The organism is Streptomyces sparsogenes (assembly GCF_001704635.1).
Lineage (GTDB): Bacteria > Actinomycetota > Actinomycetes > Streptomycetales > Streptomycetaceae > Streptomyces > Streptomyces sparsogenes.
This window is the reverse complement of record NZ_MAXF01000046.1, coordinates 13,898-31,933: the sequence shown is the minus strand read 5'-3', so window position 1 is coordinate 31,933 and position 18,036 is coordinate 13,898. Positions and strand designations below refer to the sequence as shown.

Annotated in this window: 18 protein-coding genes and 1 pseudogene; 10 read left to right on the top strand and 9 right to left on the bottom strand. The window is 71.0% G+C overall.

Going from position 1 to position 18,036, the window contains the following annotated elements; genetic code table 11:
• A partial coding sequence (locus BBH68_RS10895) for a helix-turn-helix transcriptional regulator (protein WP_065961167.1) occupies nucleotides 1–891 on the bottom strand: 891 nt, incomplete at its 3' end.
• Nucleotides 892–1,056: 165 nt separating this feature from the next.
• Here BBH68_RS10895 and BBH68_RS10890 point away from each other — a divergent pair.
• Nucleotides 1,057–1,653, top strand: coding sequence for a short chain dehydrogenase (locus tag BBH68_RS10890; RefSeq protein WP_065961149.1), 597 nt, complete (start codon nucleotides 1,057–1,059; stop codon nucleotides 1,651–1,653).
• 23 nt (nucleotides 1,654–1,676) lie between these two features.
• Here BBH68_RS10890 and BBH68_RS10885 read toward each other — a convergent pair whose 3' ends face one another.
• Complete coding sequence (locus tag BBH68_RS10885; RefSeq protein ID WP_065961146.1) at nucleotides 1,677–2,435, bottom strand: TetR/AcrR family transcriptional regulator; 759 nt, start codon at nucleotides 2,433–2,435, stop codon at nucleotides 1,677–1,679.
• A gap of 195 nt (nucleotides 2,436–2,630) precedes the next feature.
• Between BBH68_RS10885 and BBH68_RS44010 the strand changes: the two genes are divergently transcribed.
• Genes BBH68_RS44010 through mca form a run of 3 tightly spaced genes read left to right on the top strand, consistent with a single transcriptional unit; the run spans nucleotide 2,631 to nucleotide 4,591 of the window.
• Complete coding sequence (locus BBH68_RS44010) at nucleotides 2,631–2,762, top strand: hypothetical protein (protein WP_281182475.1); 132 nt, start codon at nucleotides 2,631–2,633, stop codon at nucleotides 2,760–2,762.
• Nucleotides 2,763–2,774: 12 nt separating this feature from the next.
• Nucleotides 2,775–3,629, top strand: a complete 855-nt coding sequence (locus tag BBH68_RS10880; RefSeq protein ID WP_245737994.1) for an alpha/beta hydrolase — start codon at nucleotides 2,775–2,777, stop codon at nucleotides 3,627–3,629.
• Nucleotides 3,626–4,591 (top strand): mycothiol conjugate amidase Mca, encoded by a 966-nt coding sequence (mca, locus tag BBH68_RS10875; protein WP_079150912.1) that lies wholly within the window; start codon nucleotides 3,626–3,628, stop codon nucleotides 4,589–4,591. The genes BBH68_RS10880 and mca overlap by 4 nt, the downstream gene beginning before the upstream one ends.
• A gap of 56 nt (nucleotides 4,592–4,647) precedes the next feature.
• On the opposite strand, the gene BBH68_RS10870 is transcribed toward mca, so the two are convergent.
• Nucleotides 4,648–5,874 (bottom strand): HNH endonuclease signature motif containing protein, encoded by a 1,227-nt coding sequence (locus BBH68_RS10870; RefSeq protein WP_245737993.1) that lies wholly within the window; start codon nucleotides 5,872–5,874, stop codon nucleotides 4,648–4,650.
• 559 nt (nucleotides 5,875–6,433) lie between these two features.
• Nucleotides 6,434–7,462: a helix-turn-helix transcriptional regulator gene (locus BBH68_RS10865; RefSeq protein ID WP_174589009.1), complete on the bottom strand. Its 1,029-nt coding sequence runs from the start codon at nucleotides 7,460–7,462 to the stop codon at nucleotides 6,434–6,436.
• 168 nt (nucleotides 7,463–7,630) lie between these two features.
• Between BBH68_RS10865 and BBH68_RS10860 the strand changes: the two genes are divergently transcribed.
• From BBH68_RS10860 to BBH68_RS10850, 3 genes are all read left to right on the top strand, one after another.
• Complete coding sequence (locus BBH68_RS10860) at nucleotides 7,631–8,053, top strand: VOC family protein (protein WP_065961142.1); 423 nt, start codon at nucleotides 7,631–7,633, stop codon at nucleotides 8,051–8,053.
• Nucleotides 8,054–8,176: 123 nt separating this feature from the next.
• Nucleotides 8,177–9,208 (top strand): aldo/keto reductase, encoded by a 1,032-nt coding sequence (locus tag BBH68_RS10855; protein ID WP_065961141.1) that lies wholly within the window; start codon nucleotides 8,177–8,179, stop codon nucleotides 9,206–9,208.
• Between the two features lie 7 nt (nucleotides 9,209–9,215).
• Nucleotides 9,216–10,322, top strand: coding sequence for a winged helix DNA-binding domain-containing protein (locus BBH68_RS10850; protein WP_065961139.1), 1,107 nt, complete (start codon nucleotides 9,216–9,218; stop codon nucleotides 10,320–10,322).
• Nucleotides 10,323–10,449: 127 nt separating this feature from the next.
• Here BBH68_RS10850 and BBH68_RS10845 read toward each other — a convergent pair whose 3' ends face one another.
• Complete coding sequence (locus BBH68_RS10845; protein WP_245737992.1) at nucleotides 10,450–11,052, bottom strand: cysteine hydrolase family protein; 603 nt, start codon at nucleotides 11,050–11,052, stop codon at nucleotides 10,450–10,452.
• Between the two features lie 168 nt (nucleotides 11,053–11,220).
• Complete coding sequence (locus BBH68_RS10840) at nucleotides 11,221–12,549, bottom strand: MFS transporter (RefSeq protein WP_065961138.1); 1,329 nt, start codon at nucleotides 12,547–12,549, stop codon at nucleotides 11,221–11,223.
• 128 nt (nucleotides 12,550–12,677) lie between these two features.
• On the opposite strand from BBH68_RS10840, the gene BBH68_RS10835 reads away from it, so the two are divergent.
• A complete protein-coding gene (locus tag BBH68_RS10835; RefSeq protein ID WP_065961136.1) occupies nucleotides 12,678–13,613 on the top strand; it encodes a LysR family transcriptional regulator in 936 nt (311 codons plus the stop codon).
• 56 nt (nucleotides 13,614–13,669) lie between these two features.
• On the opposite strand, the pseudogene BBH68_RS10830 reads toward BBH68_RS10835, so the two are convergent.
• Nucleotides 13,670–14,141 (bottom strand): annotated as a pseudogene (locus BBH68_RS10830) (NUDIX domain-containing protein).
• A gap of 6 nt (nucleotides 14,142–14,147) precedes the next feature.
• Entirely contained in the window at nucleotides 14,148–14,660 is a 513-nt protein-coding gene (locus tag BBH68_RS10825) for an ATP-binding protein (RefSeq protein WP_065961134.1), read from the bottom strand.
• Between the two features lie 126 nt (nucleotides 14,661–14,786).
• Between BBH68_RS10825 and BBH68_RS10820 the strand changes: the two genes are divergently transcribed.
• Nucleotides 14,787–15,638, top strand: a complete 852-nt coding sequence (locus BBH68_RS10820; RefSeq protein WP_065961131.1) for a helix-turn-helix domain-containing protein — start codon at nucleotides 14,787–14,789, stop codon at nucleotides 15,636–15,638.
• A 12-nt stretch (nucleotides 15,639–15,650) separates the two neighbouring features.
• Nucleotides 15,651–15,842 (top strand): DUF397 domain-containing protein, encoded by a 192-nt coding sequence (locus BBH68_RS10815; RefSeq protein WP_065961129.1) that lies wholly within the window; start codon nucleotides 15,651–15,653, stop codon nucleotides 15,840–15,842.
• 92 nt (nucleotides 15,843–15,934) lie between these two features.
• Here BBH68_RS10815 and BBH68_RS10810 read toward each other — a convergent pair whose 3' ends face one another.
• Nucleotides 15,935–17,743 carry a bifunctional metallophosphatase/5'-nucleotidase gene (locus BBH68_RS10810; RefSeq protein WP_065961128.1) on the bottom strand — a complete coding sequence of 603 codons (1,809 nt, stop codon included), beginning with the start codon at nucleotides 17,741–17,743 and terminating at the stop codon, nucleotides 15,935–15,937.
• Nucleotides 17,744–18,036 lie beyond the last annotated feature (293 nt).

Sequence of the window (18,036 nt, the reverse complement as noted above, 5' to 3'; positions counted from 1 at the left end):
CGTGGTCGTGGTGGTGGCCGGGGCGGCGGCGGTGGCCGTGGCCGGGGCGATCAGGTCGGCGAGGAGCCGCAGGGCCTCCTCGGACGGCGAGCCCGGCTCGGCGTTCATCACGGCCACCCGCTGCCCCTCGTCCGCCGGGAGCGTCAGCAACTCGCACATCAGCGTCATGGTGCCCACCAGCGGATGGCGGTAGGTGCGGGCGGCGGTGCCGCAGTCACCCACCGCGAGCGCGGCCCACAGTCTCGCGAACTCCTCGCTCCCGATGGTTAGTTCGCCGATCAGGCCGGTCAGCGTGGGGTCGCTCGGGTATCGCCCGGTGAGCAGCCTGAGGTCGGCGACGGTGGACCGGGCCTTGCGGGGCCAGTCGGCGTACAGCTCCCGGGTGTGGGGATCGAGGAACATCAGGCGGGCGATGTTGGGGCGCCCGGCCGGGCGGTTCGGTGCGTCGAAGTCGAGGTGTCCGCCCAGCAGGGCGTGGGCCATCCGGTTCCACGCGAGGACATCGCAGAAGCGCCCCATGACCAGCGCGGGCACATCCCCGAACGACTCGATCATGACCCGCACCCCCGGCCGCACCCGCTCCGGCCTGGCGGCCCGGCGGCGGCCCGGCGGCTTGGGCCGGGCCAGCGAGTAGAGATGGGCCCGCTCCGCCTCGTCCAGCCGCAGCACGCGTGCGACGGCGTCCAGCACGGCGTCCGACGCGTTGGGGCTCTGCCCCTGTTCGAGCCGGGTGTAGTAGCCGGCGCTCACCCCGGCGAGCTGCGCCAATTCCTCGCGCCGCAGCCCGGGCACGCGCCGCCGTCCCCCGTACGAGGGAAGCCCCGCGTCCTGGGGCCTCAGCCGCGCCCGCCGCGACCGCAGGAACTCTCCCAACTCCTCACGTGTCTCCACGCCCCCAGTCTCACCGACGCGCGCCCGCTGAGCCTGCACCTGTCAGATGTAGCCACCGCGCGTACACCTCCGGCAGGGGGCTGGGTACGGCCCGCCGCCCGTCGCAGGCTGAGCGGCACAGGACCGGTGAAGCGGCACAGGACCAGTGAAACGGACGGACAGCCAGTGAAGATTCTTGTGATCGGCGCGACGGGGACCATCGGCGGTGCGGTGGCCGACGCGCTGGCGGAGCGCCACGACGTGGTGCGGGCGTCGCGCCGTGGCCCGGTGCGGGTGGACACGGCCGACACCGCGTCGATCGACGCCCTGTTCGCGGACCTCGGGGACGACCTGGACGCGGTGGTGTGCTGCGCCGCGGGCGGCGGCCTGACCCCGCTGGACAGCCCGTCGGACGAAACGTTCTGGAGCGGGCTCGACGGGAAGCTGATCGGGCAGGTGAACCTCGTACGGCGGGCGCTCGGCCACGTACGGGACGGTGGATCAGTGACCCTCACCAGCGGACGGTTCACCGAGCCCGTCCCCGGCAGTTCGCTCGGCTACTTGGTCAACGCGGCCCTGGAGGCGTTCGTGTACGCGGCCGCCGCGGAAATGCCGCGCGGCCTGCGCCTGAACGCGGTCAGCCCCGGCTGGGTCCGCGAGACCCTCGTCGCCCTGGGCATGGACCCGTCGCCCGGTAGCCCGGTGGCGGAGGTCGCCCACGCGTACGTGGACGCGGTGGAGGGCGATGCCCGGGGACGGACGCTGACCGTGGGCCCGGCCTGAACGACCGGGCCACCGGACCGCGTTCACCGCACCGCGTAGTCACCCAGGGACGCCTCCAGCAGGCCGAAGACCTGATGGGCCGAGCGGGTGGCGACGGTGGCGATCTCCTCGTTGGTCCGGCCCGCCCGTGTCAGATCCAGGACCTGCTGGAAGAGCGTGCGGTGGACGGCCGTGAGCAGGGCGGCCACGGCCCGGGGGGTGAGGTCGCCGGGGTCGGCCGCCGGGTCGGCCACTGGGTCGGCCACTGGGTCGGCCACCGGGTCGGCCGCCGGGTCGGCCGCCGGGTCGGCCGCCGGGTCGGCCGTCCGCTCCACCGCAGGCTCGTCTGCCGGGTCGGCCGTGCTGTCGGCGGCGAACGCGTCGGCGAGTACGTCGGCGAGGGCGTCCTCGCGCTGGTCGTGCAGTTCGCGCAGCCGGGCGGTCAGGGCGGGGCTGTCGGCGATCATCCGGGCGAACTCCGGCCCGGTGAAGCCGATCGCGGGATCGTGCCGCTCGACCGCGGCCAGGTACTCGCGGCGCAGGGCGGCCAGCGCGGACTCGCCTTCCTGCCGGCCCGCGACGGTGTGGGCCAGGGCGGCGGTGAAGGGCTCGTGGTAGTCGAGGGCGAGGTCTTCCTTGCGCGGGAAGTAGTTGGTGACGGTCATCTTCGCCACCTGGGCGGCCGCCGCGATCTCGGCGATGGTCACCGCCTCGAAGCCGCGCTCCAGGAACAGCCGCGTCGCGGTGTCGGAGATTGCCTGGCGGGTCTGTTGCTTCTTCAGTTCACGAAGTCCTGCCGTCATGGCCCCATCCTCGCATAGACCGGTCACAAAAAAGTGCTTGACCTAAATCTAGGTCGGACCTAAGTTTGTCCCCGGCAACACGCAGACAGAACAAACGCAGACAGAACAAACGCAGACAGGCCAGAGACGCAGACAGACCAGAGGCGCAAACACGCAGTCGCCGACCGCGACCGCGACCGATCGAGAGGAGCCCGCTTGAACCTGCGCATCACGCCCCCGGCCCCGTCGCGCAAGAACCGCGACCGCTACGACTGGCCGATCCGCCAGGTCCGCCCCCTCCCCAGGCCCGTGGCGCCCAGGCCGCCGCGCGGCAGGAAGGGCCGCTGAGGAGATCCGTCCATGAAGATTCCCGCCACACCCGAGGAGATCGCAGCCGTCATGGCGCGGCTGCGACTGCGGCTGCCGGACGAGGGCGCGCCGGATCTCCCCGGCGACGCCGACCCCATGCCCGCGCTCCCGAGCGCGGGCATGGGGCCCGGCCAGTGGGTGAACGCCTCCGGACGCCCGGCGACCGAAGCAGGGGCCCTGGTGTACGCCCACGGCGGCGGCTTCGCTCACACCGAGCCGCGGGCGGAGCGGCTCCTGGCCTCCCACCTGTCCAGGGCGACCGGCCGCCCGGTCTTCGCTGTCGACTACCGCCTCGCCCCCGCCCACCCCTACCCGGCGGCACTGCGGGACGTGCTGGCCGTCCATGACAGCCTGCTCGCCCACGGCGTGCCCGACATCGTCCTGTTCGGCGAGTCGGCGGGCGGCACCCTCGTCCTGTCGGCCCTGCTGGCGCTCAAGACGGCCGGAAAACCGCTGCCCAGGGCGGTCGTGGTGTCCCCGCTGACCGACCTGACCCTCTCCGGCCCGTCGCTGGACGCCAACGACGGGCTGGACCTCATCAACCGGGCGGTGCTGGAGCGGGTCGCCCGCCAGTACCTCGCCGGCGCGCCGCCTGACCGGGCGCCCCAGTCGCCCCTGCACGGCGATCCGTCCGGACTGCCGCCGCTGCTAGTCGCGGCCGGGTCGCGCGAAGTGCTGCTCGACGACGCCAAGCGCTTCGCCGAAGCGGCGCCCGACTGCGTCCTCGACATCTACGAAGGTATGCCGCACGCCTTCCACCTGGCCGTGCTCACCGGCCCGCCCCTTCCCACCACGACCACCTTCCTCCGCCGCCTGGCGGACTTCACCCACCGGAGGCCCATATGACCCTGCGCCTGATGAGCGTGCACGCCCACCCCGACGACGAGTCGAGCAAGGGCGCGGCCACCCTGGCCAAGTACGCGGCCGAGGGCGTGGAGGTGCTGGTGGTCACCTGCACCGGCGGGGAGCGCGGCGACGTGCTCAACCCCGCCATGGACCGGCCCGGCGTACGGGAGAACCTCGCGGAGATCCGGCGCGCCGAGATGGCCGAGGCCCGCCGGATCCTCGGCGTCCAGCAGCGCTTCCTGGGCTTCGTCGACTCCGGCCTGCCGGCCCCCGGCGAGCCGCCGCCCGACGGCTGCTTCGCGCTGTGGCCCCTGGAGGAGGCGGCCGGGCGGCTGGTGGCGCTCATCCGCGAGTTCCGCCCCCACGTCGTCGTCACCTACGACGAGACCGGTGGCTACCCTCACCCGGACCACATCAGGACCCACGAGGTGACTGTGGCCGCCTTCGACGCGGCCGGCCAGGCCGACCGCCACCCCGAGGCGGGCCCGCCCTGGCGGCCCCTCAAGCTCTACTACCAGGGCGGACTGTCGCGCGCGTGGTTCCAGACCCTCCACGACGCCATGACCGCGCGCGGGCTCGACTCGGCCATGGGGGCCGTGCTGGACGAACTGCCCGCCGAGCCCGCCGGACTGGAGATCACCACGCGCGTCCCGTGCGCCGAGTACTTCGCGACCAGGGACCGCGCCCTGCTCGCCCACGCCACGCAGATCGACCCCCACGCTGGGTTCATGCTCCACGACCGCGACATCGAACGGCAGGTCTGGCCCACCGAGGACTACCACCTGGCCCGCTCCCACCTCCCGGTCACCCTTCCGGAAGACGACCTGTTCGCCGGCCTGCGCACCGAGCCGCAGACGCCGCAAGCCTCCGGGGCCGGCTCCGGGGCCGGTGCCGGTGCCGGTGCCGGTGCCGAGTCCGGGAGGGCGGGCTCCACGAGGGCGGGCTTTACGGGAGCGTCCTGACCGCCGGACTCGGGGACTCCCGGCTGAGCCGATCACGGATCCTGCGGAATGGGCGGCTATTCGAGGTAGTTGTGGGGCGGGTTGGTGTAGGTGTGGCCGGTGGGCGCGGTCCAGGTGGTGACCCCCGTGTCGGGGTCCCGGGTCACTTGCCATCCGGGGTGGTGGGTCTTCATCAGGTGATGCCGTCGGCACAACGGGCCCAGGTTCTCCGGCACGGTCTGCCCACCGGCCGCCGGGTTGTCATGGTCGAACGGCTGGATGTGGTCGAGGTCGCAACGGTGGGCGGGCATCTGGCAGGTGGGGAAGGTGCACCGGCCGTCCCGGGCGAGCACATGCCGCTCCGTCTCCGCCGTCGGCTTGTACGTCGTCGGATCCGTCTTGACCAGCATCCCGGTCTTCGGCTCGATGATCAGACGCCGCCAGATCGTCCCCTCCGCGAACGCGATCTCCCTCGCCTGCCCCGCCGTGATCGGCCCGTACCCCTTCAACTGGGCGGGCCCCTCACTTTCTCCGATCAGCACATCCAGCGGCACGGTGACCTGCACGACAGCCGCCGCCCGCCCACCCGAGGCCTGCTCAGTGCGGGTGCTGCCGGTGCTGGTGCTCCTGCCGGTGCCGGTGGCGCCGACCGTGGTGGTGCGGTTGACGACCAGATCGAACAGGGCATCCACCCGCTTCTGCTCCAGGGTCCGCCCCTCATCCGGCAGTGTGGCCGCATGCGCGTCCACCGCCTGGTTCATGCGGGCGGCCTGCTCGGCAGGCAGAATCGCACCCCACATCGCCATGCCGTCGGCCTGCGGATAGTGGACCAACTGCCGCTCCCGCTTCCGCTTGCGATGCCGCTCCTCCGCCCCCTGCGGATCCGCCCGCACGATCTCCCGGGCCAACACACGCCGGGTCTGCCCAGTCGCCAACCCCGGCATCTTCTGCGTCACAGCGGCTTCGACCTGGGCGGCCAGCAACGGATCCAACACAGCACAGGCCTCGGTGACAGCCACCGCCTGCATATACGAGATCTCCCCGCGCTCCAACATGCCCAGCGTGGTCGGATAATGCCTGTCCAGCTCCCGGGCCACCTGAAGCCGCTTGGCCGCCGTCGTCCCCGACAGCTTCAGCGCACAGGCCACTTCCTCACACGCGAAGTTCCACTCACCCTCAATGCTCTCGTTCCACTTCCCCTCCGGCAACGCCGCCTGCGCATCGGCATCCAGAGCAGCAAGAAGACGGACCTGCTGCGCCTGGATCCACGCCGCATGCCGCTCCAGCGCCTTCAGCGCGTCCACCCGGCCCGCGTGGGACAGCCTCTCCGGTTCCAACGTCTGTAGTACGAACGCCGTCTGCGGACCCGGCGCCGTCTGGGCCAGGTAGGCAGCCCACTCGTCCGGCGACCCCGGAACCGCAACCGAAGCCGAACCCACAGACGCAGCAGGACGCGGAGCTGAACCTGGCCCTTGAGCTGCGCCTGCACCCGGAGCTGCACCTGCGCCCGGAGCTGCACCTGCGCCCGGAACCGCACCCGCGCCCCGAGCTGCACCTGCGCCAGGAACTGCACTTGGCCCCGGATCCGCACCTGCGCCCGGAGCCGGACGAGCGGCCTTCGTGGCAGTGGTCGTAGCTGTGCCCCCCATGGCGATCACCCCCCAGTGATGCGCTCAACACCCGCCTCCCCCGGCGGGCCCAACACCTCCATTCTCCCTCACTCTCCGTAATCCAACCAGGTCGCCGCCCCATCTCCACCCCATCGAGTGACAGTTCGGAACCCGGAACTCCACCCAACTCCCTACTGCTGCGACACAACACGGACCGGTAGCTGCGAGCATTGGCGGCCTGACGCGGCGTGCCTCAGCGCGAGGTATCGCTGTCCGGGTCCGGTGCCCATCGGGTCGGGCCTGCGGCGTTGGCGTAGCGCGCGGCGAGTTCGGCGAACGCATCGGCCAGTTGTGGTGGACCGATGACCTGGATGTCGGTGTCGAAGCGGCCGATAGTGGCGGCAAGACCCGTCCACGACCAGGAACCGAGGGACAGGCGGCAGCGGTCGGGGCCGAGTTCCTCAACGATGCCGTCCTGCGCGAAGGGGGCCACAGCCCGCGCGGGGAGGTTGAGGATGACCTCGCCGCGGCAGGGCCAGTCGGCCGTAGAGCCGTCAGTTCCGCGGAACCGGCCGGTGACGAACGCGGCTACGCCGTCGCCGGGGAGATGGCGGGGAGTGAAGCGCGGGCCGGTCGGGGTGCGGGGGCGTATGCGGTCGGCGCGGAAGACGCGCCAGTCGGCACGGTCGAGGTCCCAGGCGATCAGGTACCAGTGGCCGCGCCAGGTGACGAGGTGGTGGGGCTGCGTCCGGCGGGGGTGCTCGGCGGGACCGGCGGGACCGGCGGGGCCGGTGGGGTCGTGTCGGTAGTCGAAGCGCAGCTCCTCACGGGCGTGGATGACGCGGCTCACCTCCATGAGGAGCTGCGTGCCGACCGGGGAGGCGTTGCCGGCCCCGGGTGATGTGATGGCGGTGATCTGCAACATGTCGACGCGCTGACGCAAACGGGACGGCATGACCTGGCGAATGGTGGACAGGGCCCGTGCGGCGTCCTCGCCGATCGCTGGGCTGGTGGCGGCGGACTGCAGGGCGAGGGCCAGGGCGACGGCTTGGTCGTCGTCGAACCGCAACGGGGGCAGTTGCGAGCCGGTCCCCATGCGGTATCCGCCGGAGGGCCCCTTGAAAGCGCGGATCGGGTAGCCCAGTTCCCGTAGGCGGTCGATGTCGCGGCGCACCGTGCGCGGGGTGACGTCGAGCCGCTCGGCGAGGTCGTCACCCGACCAGTTGCGAGGCGTCTGAAGCAGCGAGAGCAGCGCGAGCAGCCGCGAGGACGTCTTCTGCATGCTCGGCATTCTGTCCCCAGTACAGGACACAACCTGTCCGCTGCCCGTGGAATGGTGGGTTTCAAGATCCGCCAGAGAGGCCATAGCCCCTGGTCACGAGGTTGCCGTCGCAAGATTCCAGCGCTGTGGCGGCGCCCCACCCCGCCGAACTGCGAGCAAGGAGAAGGCATGTCCGTCACCACCACCACCCACCTGAACTTTCAGGGCGACGCGCGGGCGGCATTGGACTACTACCAGTCCGTCTTCGGCGGGCGCATCGCCGCCATCACGTACAAGGACATGGGCACCGTGCAGAACGAGAACGAGGCGGACTGGGTGGTGTGGGGCGAGGTGGCGGGCGACAACGGCTTCCACGTCATGGCGTACGACGTGCCCTCCCAGCTGCCCTGGGACCAGGGCAGCAACCCGTTCTTCGTCTCCGTGCGCGGCGATGACACGGACGAGATCGGCGCCCTGTGGCAGAAGCTGGCAGAGGGCTCGACGGTGGTGCGGCCCCTGGAACCGTCGCAGTGGGCACCGCTGTACGGCATGCTCACCGACCGCTTCGGCGTGACCTGGGTCCTGGACGTGGCGGCCCCGTACAACGGCTGAGCCTCGTACATCGGCTGATCCCGTACAACGGCTGAGCCTCGTACGCCGACTGAGCCTCGTACAACAACTGATCCCCGTACAACGCTGATCCACCTCCGAACCGGAAAAAGGGCACAGGAAACCATGCGAATGCGACAGCTCGGGCGTACCGGGATCGAGGTCAGCGCCTACTGCCTGGGCACCATGATGTTCGGCAGGAACGGCAATCAGGACCACGACGAGTGCGCGCGCATGATTCACCGCGCGTTGGACGCGGGCATCAACTTCGTGGACACCGCCGATGTGTACGGCTACAGCGAGACCGAGGAGATCGTGGGCAAGGCCCTCAGAGGGCGGCGTGACGAGGTGGTGCTGGCCACCAAGTTCAATGGACCGATGGGCGAGGGCCCCAACCGCAGCGGCAACTCACGCCGCTGGATCATGACGGCGGTCGAGGGTTCGCTGCGGCGGCTGCGGACGGACCACCTCGACCTGTACCAGATCCACCACCCCGATCCGCACACGGACATCGAGGAGACGCTCTCCGCCCTCAGCGACCTGGTGCGTGCCGGGAAGGTCCGCGCGATCGGCTCCTCCAACCTGCCGGCCTCACAGATCGTCGAGGCCCAGTGGGTGTCCCAGCAGCGTGCCCTGCACCGGCTGCGCACCGAGCAGCCCACCTACTCCGTGCTCAACCGCGGCATCGAGCGCGAGATCCTGCCGACCTGCCGCCGTTACGGCATGGGCGTCCTCGTGTGGAGCCCCCTGGCCATGGGCCTGCTCACAGGCCGCTACCGCAAGGGCGCCGTGCCGCGGAACAACGCCCGGATGCGGTGGGTTCCCCAGCACCTCAACGACGAGCGCAAGCTGGACGCCGTCGAACGGCTCCTGCCCGTCGCCGAGGAGGCCGGCATGTCCCTCACCCATCTGGCCATGGCCTTCGCCACCAGCCACCCGGACATCACGTCCGCGATCGTCGGACCGCGCACCATGGAGCAACTGGACGATCTGCTCACCGGCGCCACCCGCACGCTCGACGACGCGGTCCTGGACCGGATCGACGCGATCGTCCCGCCCGGCACCGACCTCGGCCCGCTGGACGTCTCCTACGTCCCGCCCTCCCTCACCCGATCCGTACTCCGCCGCCGCCCGATCGGCGAGCGTGCCGCGGCCTGAAGGACTCATGACCATCCTCAGCACGCGCGCTCTGAACCGCGCGACCCTGGCCCGTCAGCACCTGCTCGCGCGCACCACCGCTCCGGTCGAGGCGGCGGTGGCCCACCTGTGCGGCCTGCAGGCCCAGGAACCGCATGAACCCTTCACCGGCCTGTGGTCGAGGTTGCACGCCTTCGCGCCCGACCGACTCGATCAGGCACTGACGGATCGGCACGTCGTACGGACTCACCTGATGCGCCGCACCGTCCATCTGGTCACCGGCGACGACGCCCTCGCCTGGCGGGCCCGCCACGACACCATGCTGCGCCAGCGGGTGCTGGCCACCTACCGACGCGAACTGGCCGGCATCGACCCCGACGAAGTCGCGGCAGCCGGCCGAGCGGTGATGGCCGACCAGCAACCCCGCACCATGAGCGCCCTCGTCCAGGCACTCCAGGACCGCTGGCCCGGCCCGCCACGCCGCGCCCTGGGCGAACTCCTCGTCGCCGCGCTCATTCCGATGGCTCAGCTTCCCCCGCGCGGTCTGTGGCAGACGAAGGCCGGCGTGCGGAATCTGCCCCTGGCCACCTGGCTCGGACAAGACCCTGCGCCGCTGCCTGACGACGCGAGCGACCCGGTCGGACAGCAACTGGTGCGCCGCTACCTCGCCGCCTACGGGCCCGCCGCCACCGCGGACATCCGCGCCTGGAGCGGTCTGGCCGGTCTGCCCGCCGCGGTCAAGGCCATCCGGGACGAGCTGATCACCTTCCGTGACGAACGCGGCCGGGAACTCCTCGACCTGCCCGACGCGCCACGTCCGTCCCCGGACACGCCCGCTCCCGTCCGGTTCCTCCCGGCCTTCGACAACGCGATCCTCGGCTACCGCGACCGCAGCCGCATCATCGACGACGCCCACCTCGGCCTGTCCGTCTCAGGTCAGCGCGCCGTGCTCGTGGACGGACGCGTCGCCGCCACATGGACCGTGCGCGACCGGCAACTCAACGTCACGCCCCTGCGGCCCCTTTCTCCTCAGGAACGGGAAGCTGTCGCAGAGGAGGCCCAGAACCTGGCCACCTTCCTGGATCAGGGCATCGCCCGGGTGGAGATGACAGCCGTCCCCGACACCGTCGGCTGAGTGAGACCGCGGAACCGCGGAACCGCGGACCCGCTCGCCGTGGGCGGACGGCTGGAGTACGGCCCCCACCAGCGCCGGCGCGGCGGCCTCCGCATCGGCGAAGGGTAACCGCGCCTGGCGGCCCCCTTCAGCCAGTCCGGAGCAGGGTGCGCAGCTCGGCGGTGTCGATGAGGTGGGCCCGGGACGGGAAGACCTGGTGGAGCAGGACGTCGTGGACTTCGGCGTTGGGATCGGCCACGCCGTCGGACAGGACGTAGAGCCGGTAGTCGCGGTCGGCCGCGTCGATGACGGTGGACAGGACGACGCCGCTGGTCGTGATGCCGGAGACGACCAGAGTGGTGATGCCGCGCTCGCGCAGCCGCTCGTCGAGGTCGGTGGTGGAGAGGGCGCCGTAACGGGTCTTGCGCACCACGATGTCGCCGTCCCCGGGGGCCAGGCGGTCGTGGAGGGCGGCGGCAGGGGCCTCGTGGTGCATGACACGGTGCTGGGCGACCGGGGCGAAGGACTTGTTGGTGTCCGGGATCGCGTCCCAGTCGGCCTCGGTGAAGCCGACGCGGACGTAGGCGATGGTGCCGCCGCCGGCGCGTACGTCGGCGATGGCCCCTTCCACGCGGCCGAGCAGGGCTTCGCGGTCGCCTTCGGGCAGACCGGCCAGGATGGCGGGCTGGAAGTCCATGACGAGAAGGACGGTGTGCGCGGGGTCGAGGGCGGGGGCGGGGGTGGTGCTCACGCGAGTGTTCTCCTTGCTGTTTTGTGGGGGCTTTTTGTGAGGGCTTTTCGCGGGTGTCAGGGGTGGTGGCTGCGCTTCTGTGCGGTGTCGGGTGTGGCTGCACTTTTGTGGAGGGTCAGGTGTGCCGGTGGTTTTGCGGGTGTCAGGTGTGCCGGCGCTTTGTGGCTGTCAGGTGTGGCTGCGGGCCGGTTCCGGTTCGCGCTGGGACGTGTGATCCTGCCGGGGGAGCAGCAGCGGGGTCGCCAACAGCAGCACCCCGGCCAGGCCGATGGCCGTGCGCGGGCCGAGCAGACCGCCCAGCACGCCCCAGACGGCCGTCAGGAGCGCGGTCGAGGCCTTGGTCGTCACCGCCCACGCGGAGAGCGTACGGGTGACCCGGTCGGTCGGGGTTCGTTCGAGGCGGTAGGTGGCGTAGACGGGGTTGAAGACCCCGCAGCAGAAGATGAGCCCGAGCTCGACCCCCATCACCAGCAGCAGCCCCCCGGCGCCGGGCCCCGTGAAGGCGAGGCCGACGGACCACAGCGCACGCAGCGTCCCGGCCACCACCAGGACCTGGTGCTGCCCGTACCGGGTGACGAGCGGCCGGGCCAGTCGCGAACCGAGCAGCCCGCCGATCGAGGGCGCGGCGAAGGCGAGGCCGTACTGCCACAGTTCGAATCCGAGCGGGCCGAGCATCAGGACGGCCATCAGCGGCTGGGAGGCCATCACCAGGGCGTTGAAGAGGGCGGTGTTGAAGAACAGCGGGCGCAGCGCCGCGTCGGCGAGTATGTACCGCCAGCCGTCGAGCAGGTCGCCGGCCCGCAGGCGCGCGGCCTCCCGCCGCTCGGGTGCGGCCTCCCGGCGCTCGGGCGCGGCTTCCCGGCGCTCGGGCGCCGGCTCCTGGCCCTCCGGCACAGCCTCCCGCCGCTCGGGCGGCGGCTCCTGCCCGCCCGTCGCGCGGATGCCGAGCGCGGAGAGCAGGTAGCTGACCGCGTCGGCCACCACCGTCGCCACCGGACCGAGGAGCCCGATCGCCGCGCCGCCCAGCGGCGGGCCGATGATCGTGGTCGTCCAGGTCGTGGACTCGAACCGGGCGTTGGCGACGAGCAGGTCCTCGGCCGGCAGCAGTGTCTTCAGGTACGCGCCCGAGGCGGCGCGGAAGGTGATGTCGGCCGCCGCGACGACCGCCGACACCAGCAGGAGCTGGAGGAAGGTGAGCGCGCCGAGCGCGTACGCGGCGGGGATCGTCAGCAGCGCCGCGAACCGCACCAGGTCCATCGCGATCAGCACCGGCCGCTTGCGGCGGAACTCCACCCACGGGCCGAGCGGCACCGCCACGGCGGCGCCCACCGCGGCCCCCACGGAGGAGAGCGCGGCGACCTCGGCCGGTCCGGCGTGCAGCACCTGGACGGCGATCAGCGGGAACGCGCCGAAGGCCAGCCACGTGCCGAGCGCGCTGGTCCCGTACGCTCCCCAGAGCCAGCCGAACCGCCGCCCCAGCCGATGCCCGCTTCCCATGCGCCCCTCGCCTTCACCCGCACAACCGATCCGCGATCAGAAGCATCAAAGCGAGCGCCATACCGCGGGATCAAACAACCGCGAGGCCGCCCCGTCACAACCAGCGGTTGTATCCGTAGGGTGTCCGCATGGACCTCGACACCGTCCGGACCTTCGTCGCCGCCGCCGAGGCGGGGCAGTTCCAGGAGGCCGCCGCCGAGCTGGCGGTCACCCAGCAGGCCGTCTCCAAGCGGATCGCCGCGCTGGAGCGCGACCTCGGCGTGCGGCTGTTCACCCGCACGCCGCGCGGTGCCGAGCTCACCATCGACGGGCAGGCGTTCCTGCCCCATGCCCGGGAGCTGCTGCGCGCCGCCGAGCGGGCCGTCGCGTCCGTACGGACCGGCCGCCGGCCCCTGCGCGTCGACGTGATCGCCTCGCGCGGCGCGGCGACGGGTCTGATGCGCGGCTTCCACCGCTCACACCCCGAGATCGACCTCGACGTGGTGATGCTTTTCGACATCGAGACGGCCGTCTCCGCCCTCCGCTCCGGCGCGATCGACGCGTCCTTCCGCGCCGTCGCCGCGCCCGGCAGGCCCCTTCCCGAGGACATCGACTTCGTCCGGGTGCTCGACGAGCCGCTCCAGCTCCTCACGGGCCCCGGCCACGCGCTGGCCTCGGCCCGCTCGGTGACCGTCGCCCAGCTCGTCGGACACCGGATCTGGATGCCCGGCATCGTCCCCGGTACGGAATGGGCCGCGTACTACGACGACCTCGTCGCCGAGTTCGGCCTCACCATCGAGGCGACCGGCCCCAACTTCGGTTCGGACGTGCTCATCGACACCGTCGCCGACACCCCGGCCCTGGCCACCTTCATGAGCGAGCAGACCCGCCTTGTCTGGCCCGCCGGTCACGGCCTGCGCCGCATCCCCGTCACCGACCCGACGCCCGTCTACCCGCACTCCCTCCTCTGGCACCGCGACAACCCCCACCCCGCCCTGCCCACCCTCCGCGCCCACCTCGCCACCACGGGGACCGGCCACGACGCGCCGGGGACCTGGACGCCGGACTGGGTGCTTCCGCGCTGAGCGCCGCCGCGCTGGCCGCCGCCGTGTCCGCGATCGCCTGTGCCGAGGCTTACGGGTCATCCGAGATACGGCCGGTCGCGGTGTTCCAGAAAGTGGCGGAGCCGGAGCCGCTGCGTGTGATGCATGGGCAGATCGGCCAGTTCCTCCGGCGCGAGGAAACGCAGCTCCGTGGATTCGTCGGAGATCGCCAGCTGACCGCCGTCGATGCGGGCGGTGAAGCAGACGTTGAACTGTCGGCGGACCTCGCCGTCCGTGTAGGCGATGACGTGGCGCGGGTCGGTGTACGTGCCGACGAGTCCGGTGATCTCTACGTCGAGTCCTGTCTCTTCCTTGACCTCGCGGACCGCCGTTCCCGGGAGGGAGTCGGTCATCTCCATGCCGCCGCCGGGCAGCGCCCAAAGCTCGTTGTCCCGGCGGCGCTGGAGCAGGATGCGACCGGTGTCGTCGGTGACGACGGCGGAGGCGGCGACCACCAGGCTGTTCGGCTCGGGGGCGGCCGGGTCGGTCGTAGTACTCGGTGCGCGCCACGGCGAATCAGGCTGCGATGTCGAACGAGTCGCGGAGCGGGGCGAGTTCGAACCACAGAAGCTTTCCGCTGATGCCGAAGAGATCGTCGGCGAGCGGGTAGCCGCCCCAGTTGTCCGCGCAGAGCCGGACGATGAGCAGGCCACGGCCGTGGGTGTCGTCGGCCTTGGCGGCGGCCTCGGCGAGGGCGGTGAGGCGGTCGAGACGGCCGGGCGGGGTGTCGAAGGGCGCGGGGATGGTCGGGTTGGTGTCCCAGATGCTGACCCGGAGGCGGCTCTCGCAGAGATGGCGCAGGCGCAGTTGGGCGGGGCCGTCGGAGTGGCGGATGGCGTTGGTCACCATCTCGCTGGTGAGCAGTTCGGCGGTCTCGGCCAGCTCGGCCATGCCGTGACCGGAGAGGACGGCGCGAAGGGTGACCCGCGCGATACGGGCGGCACGGGGGTCGTTGGGGAGCCGGAGGGTGTACGTCCACGGCTGGTCGGACGGCGCCGAGTCGGTCTCCTGCGGGGATACGGTGGCCATGCGAGTCTCCCTCGGTCGGGTGGAGTTGGGTGGCTTGGCCCACACGGTAGGGCAAGTGGTGTTAGATCTAACAGGGATCTGGCGTTATAGCTCACGATTCAACTCGTGTGGGTGATGAGGAGACCGATGGCTACGACCAACAACCTGACGATCAAGTCGCGGCGCCTGGGCGCCGAACTGCGCAAGTTGCGTGAGCGTGCGGGTTTGTCCTCTACGGCAGCAGCCGCCCTCCTGGGCGTTCAGCAGGCTCGGGTGAGCATGATCGAAGCAGGTCGTTATTCGGTGAGCGGCGATCGGGTTCGGGCGATGGCCAGGAGTTACGGTTGTGTCGATCACAAACTGGTCGACGCCCTGGCCGACATGACAGGTGGACGCACCCGGGGTTGGTGGGACGAATACCGGGAGCACCTCCCGGCGAGCTTTGCGGACATGGCCGAGCTGGAGCATCGGGCGCGCGCGCTGCGCGTCGCGCTGGTCATCCACATTCCAGGCCTGCTCCAGACAGTGGACTACGCCCGTGCGGTGATCGGGGAAGTGGCTCCACCATTGCGGGCCTACGAAGTGGAGCATCGACTATCGCATCGGATGAAGAGGCAGGCGATTCTCTATGGAGACAGCCCGGTGCCGTACACGGCAATCATCCATGAAGCCGCTCTCAGGATGGAGTTCGGAGGGCTGGCTACGGTCCGTGCACAGCTCGAACACCTCATCGCGATGAGTGAGATGGACAGCATCACCGTTCGGGTGATTCCGTTCGCCGGTGGGACCTTCCCCGGTACTGGGCAGTCGTTCGACTACGTCCTCGGCCCCGTGTCACAGCTCGATACAGTCCAGCTCGACTCCGCTCAGGGAACCCAGTTCATGGACGCTGAGGCGGAGTTGGCCAAGTATCGGGCCGTTCTGGAACGGATGGAGACGACCGCGCTCGATGCGGCGGAGTCCCGGGACTTCATTCATCGCATTGTTCGCAGCATGTGAAAGGTGAAAAACGTGTCCACGTACTTGTGGCGTAAGTCCTCCTACAGCGGCGACGCGGGTAACTGCGTGAACGTCGCCGCCTCCGACGGCGTCATCGTCCTGCGCGAGAGCGACGACCCGGAGACCATCCTGAGCACAACCCCCGCCGCTCTGCGCGACTTCATACGTGGCGCCAAGGCGGGCCGTCTCGACCACGTCAGATAGCGGGGATAGGGGGCACACGCGACGGCCCGGCCCCCACCGGGGAGCCGATGGGGGCCGGGCCGCATCGCGTGTGGCTCAGCGCGCTCGGGGGGTCACCGCACGATCTTGATGCGGTCCGCCGCCGGGGGTGCCAGGGGCGCGGAGGCGGAGGAGTGCGCGGTGAGGTAGGCCGTGAAGGCCTCCAGGTCGGAGGCGCCGACCAGCTTGTTCTTGCCCTCCTTGAAGGCGGGGAAGCCGTCGCCGCCACCCGCGAGGAACTCGTTCATCGCGACGCGGTAGGTCTTGGCCGGGTCGATGGCCTCGCCGTTCAGCTTCACCGAATCGGCGACGACACGGTCGGCGCCGGTCTTGGTGAGGTCGAGGGTGTAGGTGAGGCCCCGGGAGACCTGGAGGATCTTGGGGGAGGCCTGGTTGGAGCCGCTGACCTGCTGCTTCAGGGCGGTGATGAGCTGATCGCCGGTGAGGTCGATGACGTTCATCATGTTGGTGAAGGGCTGCACCGTGAACGCCTCGCCGTACGTGACGACCCCGTCCCCCTCGCTGCCCGACGCCGCGTACGCGAGGTCGGAGCGGATGCCGCCGGGGTTCATGAGGGCGAGCTGGGCGCCGCCCTTGTCGGCGGGGGAGAGCGCTTCGAGCTGGGCGTCGGCGATGACGTCCCCGAGCGGGGACTCGTACGCCGTGGAGCCGCGCCCCGGGATCTCGGCGGAGACGTAGCCGACCGGCTTGTTGGCAATCGGCGCGGCCAGCTTGTTCCAGCGGCCGATGAGGGAGGTCATGTCGGCGGCCTTGGGCTGCTGCCGGTCGACGACATGGTTGGCCGACTTCACCTTCGTACGGACGATGTCGCCGGTGCGGCGGTCGTAGGTGAGGGTGGTGTCGGTGTAGAGGCGGCCGAAGGAGGCGGCGGAGGTGACGGTGCGCGGGGTGCCGGAGGGGTCCGGGATGGTGCACGCGTACGCCTGGTGGGTGTGGCCGGTGACCAGGGCGTCGACCTTCGGGGTGACGTTCTTGGCGATGTCGACGATCGGGCCGGAGATGCCGGAGCCCGGGCCGCCGCTGTCGCAGTCGTAGTTGTACGAGGAGGAGGCCGGGAGCCCGCCCTCGTGGATGAGCGCGACGATCGACTTGACGCCCTTGCGGTTGAGTTCCTTGGCGTACTTGTTGATCGTCTCGACCTCGTCGTGGAACTTGAGGCCCTTGACGCCCTCGGCGGTGACGATGTTGGGGGTGCCTTCGAGCGTGACGCCGATGAAGCCGATCTTGACGCCGTTGTGCTTCCAGACGGTGTACGGCTTCAGGATGGGCTTGCCGGTCTTCTCGTCGGTGACGTTCGCGGCGAGGTAGGGGAAGTCGGCGCCGGGGAAGGTCTTGCCGTCCTCGTAGCAGCCGTCCTTCGGGTGGCAGCCGCCGTTCTGGATACGGGTCAGCTCGGCGCGGCCCTCGTCGAACTCGTGGTTGCCGACGGCCGTGACGTCCAGGTCGAGCTTGTTGAGCGCCTCGATTGTCGGCTCGTCGTGGAAGAGTCCGGACAGCAGCGGGCTCGCGCCGATCATGTCGCCGCCGGCGGCGGTGACGGAGTACGGGTGGCCCTTGCGCGCGGTGCGCAGGGCGCTCGCGAGGTATTCGACGCCGCCCGCCGGGACGGCCTTGGTGGTGCCGTCCGGCTGGGTCTCGGTGACGGTGCCGGAGGAGCCCTGCGGGGGCTCCAGGTTGCCGTGGAGGTCGTTGAACGACAGCAGTTGCACATCGACCGTGCGGGCTGGGTGCGGCTTCGCGGGGGCGCTTGGGTCCGCGCCCGCCGGGCCGGCGGCGGACATGATCCCGGCCGCGGCCGCCAGCACGGCCGCCGCGGCGGTCAACCGGCGGGCCGCGCGGGGCCGTTGAGCTATCCCTGGCATGGGGTCCCCTCTGTACGGTTCTGTGCAACGCTTCTGTGCGATGGTCGAGCGACGGCGGCAGCATACGGTCAACGCGCGTAGCGGGGCAGGGGGCTCGAGGTTACGAGCTGATTGCGCGTGGACAACCGGTGGGGTGGGGCGCAGCCGGGTGGGGAGGGGGCGGAGCCGGGTGGGGAGGGGGGCGGAGCCGAGTGGGGAGGGGGTAACCGCCGGGGGTAAGCGGCGGGGGCGGCCGCCGGGGGTTAGGGGGGGCGGCCGGTGGGGCAGTCGGCGGGGCGTAACCGCCGGGCCTA